The 12,583-nt window shown below is 60.7% G+C and carries 8 protein-coding genes; 3 read left to right on the top strand and 5 right to left on the bottom strand.

The annotated features are described in order from the left end of the window. Positions 1-77: 77 nt before the first annotated feature. Positions 78-2,375 (top strand): fused MFS/spermidine synthase, encoded by a 2,298-nt coding sequence (locus WEU32_RS06260; RefSeq protein ID WP_406853251.1) that lies wholly within the window; start codon positions 78-80, stop codon positions 2,373-2,375. A 41-nt stretch (positions 2,376-2,416) separates the two neighbouring features. Here the strand turns inward: WEU32_RS06260 and mfd are convergent, their stop codons facing one another. Next, on the bottom strand, positions 2,417-5,869 hold the full coding sequence (gene mfd, locus WEU32_RS06255; RefSeq protein WP_406853250.1) for a transcription-repair coupling factor: 3,453 nt from the start codon (positions 5,867-5,869) through the stop codon (positions 2,417-2,419). After that, positions 5,869-6,198 carry a succinate dehydrogenase assembly factor 2 gene (locus WEU32_RS06250; protein ID WP_406853249.1) on the bottom strand — a complete coding sequence of 110 codons (330 nt, stop codon included), beginning with the start codon at positions 6,196-6,198 and terminating at the stop codon, positions 5,869-5,871. The genes mfd and WEU32_RS06250 overlap by 1 nt, the downstream gene beginning before the upstream one ends. A gap of 101 nt (positions 6,199-6,299) precedes the next feature. On the opposite strand from WEU32_RS06250, the gene recG reads away from it, so the two are divergent. Next, positions 6,300-8,384 carry an ATP-dependent DNA helicase RecG gene (gene recG / locus WEU32_RS06245; protein ID WP_406853406.1) on the top strand — a complete coding sequence of 695 codons (2,085 nt, stop codon included), beginning with the start codon at positions 6,300-6,302 and terminating at the stop codon, positions 8,382-8,384. Here the strand turns inward: recG and recO are convergent. Continuing rightward, positions 8,381-9,112 (bottom strand): DNA repair protein RecO, encoded by a 732-nt coding sequence (gene recO, locus WEU32_RS06240; RefSeq protein ID WP_312138128.1) that lies wholly within the window; start codon positions 9,110-9,112, stop codon positions 8,381-8,383. The two genes, recG and recO, sit on opposite strands and share 4 nt — an antisense overlap. 2 nt (positions 9,113-9,114) lie before the next feature. Then, positions 9,115-9,573, bottom strand: coding sequence for a nuclear transport factor 2 family protein (locus WEU32_RS06235; protein ID WP_406853248.1), 459 nt, complete (start codon positions 9,571-9,573; stop codon positions 9,115-9,117). A 193-nt stretch (positions 9,574-9,766) separates the two neighbouring features. Between WEU32_RS06235 and WEU32_RS06230 the strand changes: the two genes are divergently transcribed. Further along, on the top strand, positions 9,767-11,278 hold the full coding sequence (locus WEU32_RS06230) for an acetyl-CoA hydrolase/transferase family protein (protein ID WP_406853247.1): 1,512 nt from the start codon (positions 9,767-9,769) through the stop codon (positions 11,276-11,278). 59 nt (positions 11,279-11,337) lie between these two features. Here the strand turns inward: WEU32_RS06230 and WEU32_RS06225 are convergent, their stop codons facing one another. After that, positions 11,338-12,576 (bottom strand): serine hydrolase domain-containing protein, encoded by a 1,239-nt coding sequence (locus WEU32_RS06225; protein WP_406853246.1) that lies wholly within the window; start codon positions 12,574-12,576, stop codon positions 11,338-11,340. Positions 12,577-12,583 lie beyond the last annotated feature (7 nt).

Here is a 12,583-nt window from a genome sequence, read left to right as displayed (position 1 = left end):
ACAGAAACCGGAATAGAATTCGCGTCACGATAAGCCACCGCTTACGATTCGCCACATCTGCACCGCATGAGGCCTTAATGACCGACGGCACGCTGACGCCCGCCCAAACACAAACACCTTCAGGGGCTCAGCAACCTTCAGGGTCGCTTTTAACATCTGCCCTGTTCGCCGTCGCTATTTTCACATCGGCCTCACTGGTCTTTGTCGTCCAGCCGATGGTGACCAAGCTGATCCTGCCACTTTTGGGGGGATCACCCGCCGTCTGGAACACCGCCATGGTGTTCTTCCAGAGCGCACTTTTGGCCGGCTATCTCTATGCGCATTTGCTGCAAAAAATCGGCTCGCTCAAACTTCAGGCTCTGGTTCATCTGGGTGCTCTGGTTCTAGCTGCGCTGTTTCTGCCGCTCCAGATTAACGGCCTGATGGGAGAGCCGGACACCACTGCCCCCATCTTCTGGCTTTTGGCGACACTGGTGATTTCCATCGGTGCGCCCTTCGCCATCCTGTCCGCCACGGCACCATTGCTTCAGGCATGGTTTGCCCGCCTTCAGGCCGGAACCAAGGCGGGACAGAACCCCTATGTGCTTTATGCCGCGTCTAATCTCGGCAGCTTTCTCGCCCTGCTATCCTATCCGGTTCTGATCGAGCCGATGGCCGCCCTATCGGCACAGCGTACGGTCTGGAGCCTCGGCTATGGCTTCTTCATCGCGCTCGTGATCGGCCTTGCCCTGCTGATCTGGTCGCGCCGCAACATGGCCACGGCACAGGCCCCCGCGCTGGAACGCAGCGCCCCTATTCCAGTCAAGCGCAAGCTCCTGCTGGTGCTGCTTGCCGCCATTCCCTCCAGCCTGATGCTGGGTGTGACCTCGCACCTGTCCACGGATGTGGCCTCGGCACCTTTCCTGTGGGTCGTACCACTGGCCCTTTATCTTCTGACCTTTGTCATCGCCTTCCAAAACCGGCCGTGGATTCCCCTGCCCGTCACCCTGATGCTGCAGGCCGTAGCGCTGGTGCTGGTGGTCACGATGATGGGTCAGTCTTCGTCCTCGATCCTCTTCCTGTTTGGTGCGCATCTACTGGTCTTCTTCCTGACCACACTGATGTGCCACCAGCAGATGGCCGCGCGTAAACCGGCACCGGACCGCCTGACCGAGTTTTATCTGCTGATGTCGCTGGGCGGTGTTCTGGGCGGTGCCTTTACGGCGCTGCTGGCCCCGATGCTGTTCAAGACCGTGATCGAATATCCGATCGTGCTTGTTCTGGCCTGTCTGGTCCGCTCGCCCGACAACAAACCGACAACCCGCAACCAGCATATTATAGCTGTAGCGGGCGTCATCATTGCTGCCAGTGTGCCGATCCTGTTCGAAATCATGCGCTATAACGAGCCGTTCAAAACCTTTGTTCAGGACCATATTACCCTGTCCCGATTGGCACAGTTCCTGATCCTAGGTGCTGGCATCTGCGCCTTCCTGATCCGCGACAAGGTGGTGATGTTTGCCGTCATCATCGCCCTTTGCACCTATGCCGGACAGCACGTTACCCGCAGTTACAACTACATCTTTACAGACCGCAGTTTCTTTGGCGTCACCCGTATCGGCCGTACCGTCGATCTGGATATGGGCGGCGACATGCATGTGATGGTTCACGGCACGACCCTGCACGGCGCACAGGCCCGCCACCCGCAGGTCAAATGCCAACCGACCATGTATTACGCCAACTCCACTCCGTTGGGACAAGCGGCTTTGATGGTGCAGAAGCGCGATCCGGCGGCCCGTATGGGCATTGTCGGCCTGGGTAGCGGTGCCATGGCCAGCTACAAGCGCGGTGGCGACACCATGACCTTCTTCGAGATCGACCCCATGGTGGATCGCATGGCCCGCAATCCCGAACTGTTCACATTTGTCTCGGATTGCGCCCAAGGGCCGGTGGACACCGTGCTGGGCGATGCGCGACTGACGCTACAGAAACAGCCCAAGGGCAGCTTTGACTATCTGCTGATCGACGCCTTCTCATCCGACGCTGTGCCCGCGCACCTTCTGACCCGCGAGGCGATTGCCATGTATGTCAGCCTCTTGTCAGACGATGGCGTGGTGGTGCTGCATTTGTCCAACCGCCATCTAGACATTGTGCGCCCCGCCATGGCTGCCGCCGAGGCACTGAAAGCCCCCTTCCTGCATCAGGTCCACGTCAAAAACAGCGAAAGCGCCGAATATGCCGAGGCTTCGACCGAAGCCATTATCATTGCCCGCAACGAAGCCGCTCTGACTGACTTCAAGGCCGATAACCGCTGGTCGGCATGGGATTCCGGCGGCGTGAAGCCCTGGACCGATGACTATGTCGACCTGTTCGGTGCGCTAAGGCGCCACATGCAATAAGCAAAAAAGGCGGACCATATTGGCCCGCCTTTTCTTTTATCCTACCCGGCACTGGCCACGCGGGCCAGATCCGTGGTGATGCGTTCGGCCACCTTCAGACGCTCTTCCGGCGTCGGCCATTCGCCCTTTACGACGATCTTCTGGTCCGGCCTGATTTTCCATGTCAGGTGGTTCTTTTGGATCAGCCCTACCAAACCCATCGGGTTCGGGAAGACGTTGTTCCGCAAGGTTAGAACTGCGCCCTTGGGTCCAATATCGATTTTCTCGATGAGCGCCTGACGGCAGTTGGCCTTGATGCCCACAATGCGCAGAAGTTGCTGGGCCTCCTGTGGCAATGGCCCGAACCGGTCGATCAGTTCCGCCGCCAAAGCCTCGCGATCCTCCATCTTTTCAGCGTCTGACAGACGGCGATAAAGGCTAAGGCGAAGGTTCAGGTCTGGAACATAATCTTCTGGAATCAATACAGAAGCACCGACATTGATCGATGGCGACCAGCCACGATCAGCGACCTGTTCGCCCGCTTCGCGCAGTTCAGCCACAGCGTCTTCCAGCATCTGCTGGTAAAGCTCTACACCTACTTCGCGGATATGGCCGGTCTGTTCGTCACCCAGCAGATTACCGCCGCCGCGCTGGTCGAGATCATGGCTGGCCAGTTGGAAACCTGCACCCAGATTGTCCAGCGATTGCAGCACCTGTAGACGCTTCTCTGCGGACAGGCTCAGTGGCTTGATCGGGTCGGTCGTCAGATAGGCAAAGGCCCGCGCCTTGGAGCGGCCGATGCGGCCCCTGATCTGGTGCAACTGCGCCAGACCGAACATGTCGGCGCGATGCACCACCAGCGTATTGGCCGTCGGAATATCGATGCCGCTTTCCACGATGGTGGTCGAAACCAGCACATCATATTCCCCGTCATAGAAGGCGCTCATCACCTCTTCCAACTGGGTCGGGCTCATCTGGCCGTGGCCGACGACGAACTTCACCTCGGGCACCTGCTCGCGCAGGAAACGCTCGATATCCGGCAAATCCTTCAGGCGCGGCGCGACATAGTATGCCTGACCACCACGGTATTTCTCGCGCAGCAGAGCCTCGCGCACCAGAACCGGATCCCACGGCGTCACATAGGTCCGCACCGCCAGACGATCGACCGGCGGGGTGGCAATGATCGACATTTCTCGAATGCCCGACAGCGCCATTTGCAGTGTGCGCGGGATCGGTGTCGCCGTCAGGGTCAACAGATGCACATCGGCCCGAAGCGACTTCAGCTTCTCCTTGTGCTTGACGCCGAAATGTTGCTCTTCATCAACGATTACAAGGCCTAAATCCTTAAACCCGACCTGTTCTGCCAAGACCGCATGGGTGCCGACAACGATCTCGACCGTACCGTCTTTCAGGCCCGCACGCGTCTCGTTGGCCTGTTTGGCAGTGACCATGCGCGACAGGTGGCGCACCGTCACCGGCCAGCCCGCGAACCGCTCCGAGAAGGTCTTGAAATGCTGACGGGCTAGAAGCGTCGTCGGGCAAACGATAGCTACCTGCTGGCCACTCATCGCCACCACAAACGCCGCCCGCAGCGCCACCTCGGTCTTGCCAAAGCCGACATCGCCACAGATCAGGCGATCCATTGGTGAACCCTTGCCAAGGTCCTCCAGCACATCGCCAATGGCGTTCAACTGGTCGTCGGTTTCCTCATAGGGGAAACGGGCGCAGAATTCGTCGAACAGGCCCGCCGGCGGGGTGATTGCATCGCCGACCTTGAGCGCGCGCTTGGCCGCCAACGCAATAAGCCCCTCGGCCATTTCACGCAGACGCTCTTTCGCCTTGGCCTTACGGGCCTGCCATCCAGCACCGCCCAGACGGTCCAGTTGCACGCCCTCGGCGTCGGCGCCGTAACGGGTAAGAAGATCAATATTTTCAACGGGTAGATAGAGTTTGCTCTCACCCGCATACAAGAGTTCAAGACAGTCGTGCGGCGCGTCCTGAATGTCCAGCGTCCGCAAACCCTCATAGCGGCCAATGCCGTGATCGAGGTGAACCACCAGATCACCCGCCGTCAGCGCAGAGGCCTCGGCAAGGAAGTTGGCGGCCCGACGTTTGCGCTTGGGCCGCGCGAGACGGTCGCCCAGAATATCGCTTTCTGAGATGACCACGAGGTGATCGGTGGCAAAGCCGTGATCGACCGCGAGCACAGCGCGAAGGTAAATCCCCTCTGGCGCGGCCTGCACATCATCCCAGTCGCGCACAGCCAGAACGTGGGTCAGACCGTGGTCACCCAACATGGCCGCCAGACGCTCTGCCGAACCTTCGGACCACGAGGCAAACAACACCCGCTTGCCCTCGCCCATCATCTTCTGGGCATAGTCGGCCACGGCGGCGAACAGGTTCACACTGTCCTGCGCCCGCTCGGCGCTAAAGCTACGCCCCAGACGCCCGCCCGCATCCTCGCCTGTGCCCGTCGATAGCGGATTCAGACGACGAACCGCACGTCCCGCCAGCGCCGAATTCCACGCTTCGTTATCCAGATAAAGCAGTTGCGGGGCCAGCGATCGATAGGCCTGCCCGCCCTTGCCCTTGGCCGCTTCTCTGCGCGCCTCATAGGCATCGGTGGTCATGTTCCAGCGCTCGGCCCGCGCTTCCTCGGCCTGATTATCGAGGAATACCGGCGCATGGTCCGGCAGATAGTCGAACACCGTGTCCAGATCGTCGTAAAACAGCGGCAACCAGTGCTCGACGCCCTGACGGCGTGCGCCCGCGCTAACGGCCGCATACATCGGCTCATCACCGGGCGCGCCAAACAGGTTCAGATAGCCGGTGCGGAAACGCGAGATCGCATCCTTGTCCAGCAGCACTTCCGAAACCGGCGACAACGAAATCGACTTGAGCTGCTTGCTGGAACGCTGGGTCTCGGGATCAAACGAGCGGATAGACTCCAGCTCGGTGCCGAACATGTCCAGACGCACCGGCTCGTCAAAACCGGCTGGGAACACGTCAATCACACCCCCCCGCACAGCATATTCACCGCGCTCGGAAACAGTGGACGCCTTCACATAGCCATTGGCCGCCACATAGGCTTCCAGCGCATCGGTATCGAGGTCCTGCCCCACCTTGGCCGAGAAGCCCGCCACCGTGACGGCGCGGCGCGGCGGCACCCTCTGGCTGACGGCGGCAACCGTCGCCACCACCAGTACAGGTGTGGTGTCATTGGCATCACGCGCGGCCAGCCGCGTCAGGGTCGCCATACGCTGGGCCGCTATGCCCGCTGTGGGGCTTAGACGATCATAGGGCAGACAGTCCCAAGAGGGATATTCAAGAATTTCAATGTCTTTTGCATAAAACTTGAAGGCTTGAATAAAATTTCCGGACCTTTGGTAATCGCGGGCCACCATCAGACCCACACCGCCCGCCGCCTTCATTTTCTCGGCGACAATCAAGGCATCCAGCCCCTCGGGCGCACCACCAAGGGTGGCGTCGATACGTTCCAGTCCGGCCTTGCTCATTAACCGATACCCTTGGCCACTTCTGCCGAAACATGTTCGCGCATAAAGGCGCGGATGCTGTCCATCACATGGTTCTGATGTTCGGGCGGGGTCGGGTCGCGCTCGATGATCCAGCCGTATAGATACTGGTCCTCGACATCGAGCAGGTCTTCAAAGATGGCCAGATCGGCATCGCTCAGGGTTGGAGCAATCTGGTCGGCATAGGGACCAAGCACCATGTCCGCCTCGCGGAACCCGCGACGCCATGCGCGATAGGCAATACGGCCCAGACGCACATTGCGATCCGTTTCAAAGCGTTCGTTCTCGGAGCGGAAATTCAGATCAGACACGCAAATTCCTTGGCCACAAAGGCAAACTCTATCTCTGCCGTGTCAGATAGCGCTCTAGAGACCGCTTCGCCAGTTCTGATCCACAGGCTATGATGATCGTGATGCGGCCCGAGATTCTCTTTCCCCTGTTTGCACCGGTCACCACGCTGAAAGGCGTAGGCCCGCGCATGGCTCCCCTCGTCCAGAAACTGGCGGGGCCTTTGGTGCGTGATCTAGCCTTCTATCCGCCCAATGGCGTGATCCAGCGCCGTCGCGCCACTGCTGCCGATGCAGTCGAAGGCGAGACCGCGATTTTCGAGGTCACAATCGACCGGCTGATCCCGCCCCACAAGATGGGCGCGCCGATCAAGGTGCGTGCCTATGACGACACCGGCTTTGTACACCTGATCTGGTTTGCCGGATCGCCGCGCCACATCGAAGGTCTGGCCCCACAAGGTTCCACCCGACTGGTCACCGGCAAGGTCGAAAAGTTCAATAACGAGGTGCAGATTTCGCACCCCGACTATATTCTGCCGCCTGAAAAAGCCGACGAAATCCCGCTGGCCGAGCCGACCTATCCGGCGACCCAAGGGCTGGGATCACGGCAAATCCGCAAACTGTGCATGGCCTCGGTCGCGCTGGCTCCGCCCCTGACGGAATGGCAGGATGAGGCGTGGATCAAGCGCCAGAAATGGCCCGACTGGCAGAGCGCGCTGCAAGCCGTCCATGCTCCGCAGAACGAACTGGACCTACAGCCCGAGGCCCCTGCCCGCGCACGTCTGGCCTATGACGAACTATTGGCGCACCAGATGGCGCTGGCGCGGCGCAAGATGAACCGCCAGTCCACGCCCGCCCCCGTCATCCGCCCGGGTGAGGCCTCGCATCGTCTGCTGGATATCTTGCCGTTCAAGCTGACCAATGCCCAAGCGCGCGCTATCGAAGAAATCCGCCACGACCTGAAATCGGGCGAGCAGATGGCCCGCCTGCTGCAAGGCGATGTAGGTTCCGGCAAGACGGCTGTGGCCGCTGTGGTGCTGGCCGATGCTGCCGCCAGTGGTTTCCAGTCGGCCCTGATGGCCCCGACCGAGATTCTCGCCCGCCAGCACGCCGAGAAACTCGGCCCGATGCTGGCCGAGGCTGGTATCAGCTCCATTCTGCTGACGGGCCGCGACACCCCTGCCGTCAAACGCAAAAAAGCCGTCGCCATTGCTGCGGGCGAGGTTCAGGTGGCCATTGGCACCCACGCTCTGTTTCAAGATGCGGTAGAGTTCCAAAACCTTGCACTGGCCGTCATCGACGAGCAGCACCGTTTCGGCGTGCGCCAGCGCCAGCAGCTTCAGGACAAGGGTAAGAGCGGCGTCCACCTGCTGAGCATGTCGGCCACCCCCATCCCGCGCACGCTGGAACTGACCCAATATGGGGAACTGGACGTCAGCCGCCTGAACGAAAAACCGCCCGGCCGCACGCCCGTCACTACCGCCGTCCTGCCTCTGGTGCGGATCAAGGAAGTGGCCCAGCGCCTGAAGGCGGCTGTCGAGGCCGGAGCCCAAGCCTATTGGATCTGTCCGCTGGTAGCTGAATCAGAGGCCATCGACCTTGCCGCCGCCGAAGACCGCGCCGAGGCCTTGCGCAAATTCCTCGGTACCGAGGTTGGTCTGGCCCATGGCCAGATGGCCGGTGCCGAACGCGAGGTGGTCATGAACCGCTTTGCCGCCGGAGACTTGCCCGTTTTGGTAGCCACCACGGTCGTAGAGGTGGGCGTGGACGTGCCCAATGCTTCGATCATGGTCATCGAACATGCCGACCGCTTCGGCCTGGCCCAGCTACACCAACTTAGGGGCCGTGTCGGGCGCGGGGCCAAGGCCTCGTCGTGCATCCTGCTCTATGGCGCGGGCGAGGACGGTGGCCTTGGCGAAACGGCCACCAAGCGTCTGGAAATCCTGCGCAACACCGAAGACGGCTTTGTGATTGCCGAGGAAGACTTCCGCCTGCGCGGCGGCGGCGATCCGCTGGGCCTGCGCCAGAGCGGTTTTCCGGCCTATCGCTTTGCCGACCCGATCAAGCACCGTCAGCTATTGCTGGCGGCGGCTGACGATGCCCGCATCATGATGGGCCGCGATCCGAAACTGCAAAGCGCGCGCGGTCAGGCCATTCAGGTTCTGGAAAGCCTGTTCGACTGGCGCACAGACAGACCAAACATCGACTAAAGCCGACCGGCGTCCTGAAGCCGTTCCAGCATCCATACGCGCGCGGGTGGCAGCGGCTTGTTCAGGGCATGGAACACATACTGCTCAAGGAAATGACCGGTCAGGGCGAGGCCGTCCTTAACGTCCCCCTCGTCCAGCCCCGCCTGTGCGCCCAGCATAAACGGCGGCAGGCGTAGTAGTTTGTCGGCATAGGGCGCGCCCGCTGTGCGGCTGACGGCGCGGCCCGTGCGCGGACTGACCCACACCAGATCGTCCATCTCGCCCGTCGAAGCACAGCGCGACAAATCCAGCCCAAAGCCCAGCGTTTCCAGCAAGCCCGCCTCATAACGCACGAAAATCGCGGGCCAGACCTCGGCAATCGCAAACGCCCCCATCAGGGCCTCGAAGGCATAAAACGCCCCCGGATGCGGCTCGCGCTCGGGCAAGGCCCCTGCGGCCACGGCGGCGGCGGCGTTCAGGCCGATCAGTGCCAGCGGATCGTCGAACAGGCTGGCCGGTCCCTCGCCCATCGGCTCCAGTCGCGCCGAGCCGAGTTGGTCCGAGGTACGCGAGCGGAAATCGGCCACCACCTTGGTTCCTGCCTGCAGGAAGGGCTTCATCTTGCGCGAGGCACCACCGTTCACATAGGCCGCGCGGCGACCATATTGCTCGGTCAGGAGCTCGACGACTGCGCCCGTATCACCATGCAGACGCGCCGACAGCACAAAGGCGTCGTCCTGAAACTCCATGGTCAGTCGGCCTTGATCGCGGCCACGACATCGCGGGCCTTGTCGTTCGGCACGGTGAAGCTGAGGACATATTGCTTGATTTTCCAGTCGTCGCCCTGTTTCACCACCACGCCCGAGCCGCGCACCTGACCATAGCTGTCATTGTCCAGAAGCTCGTCGAACACAGCCACGCATTGGCACGGCTGATCCAGTATTTCGAGATGACGATCCGTCACCCGATAGGTCCAACCCTGACCACGGGCAAAATACGGCTCGGCATAGGCTTTGAACTCGGCCAGTGACCAACGCTCGCCTGCATCGGTGCCGATGAAACGGGCATCGGCGGTGAAGGTGCCGAAATAGGTCGCGCCGTCGGCCCTTGATGCCGCCGCATGCATAGTGTCGATCGCCGCCCCCGGCGAAACGCGGATATCGGTTTCGGGTGACAGGATCAGAGCGGCAGTCATCAGGGCGTAGATCATGCCTATGTTCTATAGCTGTTCTCATTTCACACAAGATGCCCGCAATGTTGCATTGCAGCATTTCGCAGCTTTTTACCGACCAGAGCGTTGATGACGTAATGTTACGACTAAAGGCGGATTGGAATCAGCCAGTTGCCACCTTTAAGCCACGGTAGTCGCCTCATCACATGAAGGCGTTTCTATAGGGTTGAGTATGTCCGTGATCCGCAATCAGGCGCTGAAGTCAAAAATCATGTCCGCAGAGGACGCTGCCGCTCTTATTCCGAACGGCGCGAATGTCGGCATGAGCGGCTTTACCGGTTCGGGCTATCCCAAGGTGGTTCCGCAGGCTTTGGCCAAGCATATGGAAGCCGCCCGCGAGGCTGGCGACCCGTTCCGCATCAGCGTCTGGACCGGTGCCTCTACCGGCCCCGAACTGGACGGCGAACTGGCCAAGGCCGACGGCATCGAATTCCGCCTGCCCTATAATTCCGACCCCATCGCCCGCGAAAAGATCAACTCGGGCAAGATGGAATATCTGGACATGCACCTGTCGCAGGTTGCGCCTGTGGCATGGCAGGGCTTCCTTGGCCCGCTGGACACGGCTCTGGTCGAAGTGGCCGGTATCACCGAAGACGGCGATCTGGTCCCCTCCTCGTCGGTTGGTAACAACAAGACCTGGCTGGACCGCGCCGACCGCATCATCCTCGAGGTGAACCGCTGGCAGAATCCGGCGCTCGAAGGCATGCACGACATCTATTACGGCACGGCCCTGCCGCCGAACCGTGTGCCGATCCCGCTGGTCAAGGCCGACCAGTTGATCGGCCAACCGACCTTCAAGGTGAACCCCGACAAGATCGCCGCCATCGTCGAAACCGATGCACCGGACCGTAACCTGCCGTTCGCGGCCCCCGATGAAAATGCCCGCGCCATTGCCGGTCACCTGATCGAGTTCCTGAAGAACGAAGTGAAACAGGGCCGCCTGCCCGCGTCGCTGCTGCCGCTGCAATCGGGCGTGGGCAATGTCGCCAATGCCGTTCTGGCGGGCCTCAATGACGGCCCGTTCGAGCGTCTGGCCGCCTATACCGAAGTGCTTCAGGACGGCATGCTGGACATGCTGGATAGCGGCAAGCTGACAGTCGCCTCGGCCACCGCCTTCTCGCTGTCGCCGGAAGCGGCTGCAGACCTCAACAGCCGCATGGAATCCTTCCGTGGCCGTATCATCCTGCGTCCGCAGGAAATCTCGAACCACCCCGAGATCATCCGCCGACTCGGCTGTATCGCCATGAACGGCCTGATCGAAGCCGACATCTATGGCAATGTGAACTCGACGCACGTCATGGGCTCGCGCATCCAGAACGGCATCGGCGGCTCGGGCGACTTTGCCCGCAACGCCTATATTTCCTGCTTCGTCACGCCTTCGACGGCCAAGGGCGGCAAGATCTCGGCCATTGTGCCGATGGCATCGAACGTGGACCACATCACGCAGGACGTGCAGGTCATCGTCACCGAGCAGGGTCTGGCCGATCTTCGCGGCCTGTCGCCCAAGCAGCGCGCCAAGGTCATCATCAAAAACTGCGCCCACCCGATGTATCGTGACATGCTGCAAGACTATTACGACCGCGCCATGACGTCGTCCTATGGCCTGCAAACCCCGCACATGCTGAACGAAGCCCTGTCGTGGCACCAGCGTTTCGTCGAAACCGGCTCTATGCTGCCAGCCTAAGAGGCGACTGCAGCCACCAAAAACAAAGGGCCGGAGGATAATCCCTCCGGCCCTTTTTCTTATCGTGCCATGGCCGTCGGGAACGCATGCCCCAAGGCCTCGGCCATGCCCTGCTGGCTTAATAAGAAAACCTGATCGCGCAGGTGATAGTTGTTGGACAGAACCACCACCGTGACCTGCTGGCTCGGTTCATAGGTCACCAGATTACGGAAACCCGACCACGAGCCGGTGTGATAGATCTGAAGCTCTTCAAACGGCTGGTTGGTGCGTTCGCCGAGACGGTTGGCAAACACACCCAGACCATAGGCCCGGTGCGGCCTGCCGCGCTCTTTAGGCGTATCGGCTGGCGAGTGGTCAGCAATGAACTCTGCATAGGATTTGCCCGACAGGATATGCCCGCCATGCAGAGCGCGGTTCCACATCAACATATCATCCAGCGTGGAGTACAGTGCCCCTGCCCCCGGAATGATGCTGACATTGGCATTGGGCTGCGGGGTCAGGCCTTGCGGAAACAGGCCATAGCCCATGGCCAGACCTTGAGTATCCGCATGCACATCCGAACCGGTATTGGTCATGCCCAGAGGTTCGAACAAGGCCGTTTTCAGATAGTCCTCATAGGCCATGCCGCTGACCTTTGAGACGATATAGGCCCCGACATTAAAGCCCACATTATTGTAACGCACCTTGGTACCCGGCTCGAACTGAAGCCCATACTGCGTCGACTTGGACATCAGCTCTTCGGGGGTATGCGGCGTGGTGCGCACCAGGCCCCAATTAGCCTGTGCCATCAGATCGGGAATGCCCGAAGTGTGCGACAGAACATGGCGCAGCCGGATATTGGCCCAGCGGTCCGGACAGTTTTCGATCCACTTGCAAACCGGATCGTCTACCGACAGCTTGCCCTCATCCTGAAGCTTCAGGATCGCCACGCCGGTAAACTGCTTGGACACCGAAGCCAGCCGAAAGCGTGTATCCAGCTGTAACGGGGTGTGCTGCTCGTAATTGGCCATGCCATAGGTCTGGCGGAACAGCACCTGATCGCCCTTGGCCACCAAAACCGCGCCCGTAAACTGTTTGGTCTGAGCCATATGATCCAGCCGCGCCTTCAGTTGCGGCAGATCTTCGACCACCTGAACCTCGGGTCGTTTAGGCAGTTCCACACGCGCCTGTGCCGAAGGCAGCACACCGTCGGCACCGGACATACGGGCGATGGTTACACCACCGCCCAACAACGCGACAGAGGCAATCCCGATCAGCAACCATGGCCGTCGTGTCGCCTTTTGAGGAACCTGGAACACTTTTAGA

It is taken from the genome of Brevundimonas sp. BH3, from assembly GCF_045345115.1.
GTDB lineage: Bacteria > Pseudomonadota > Alphaproteobacteria > Caulobacterales > Caulobacteraceae > Brevundimonas.
The sequence above is the reverse complement of the archived record's forward strand: the minus strand, read 5'-3'. Positions and strand labels throughout refer to the sequence as shown.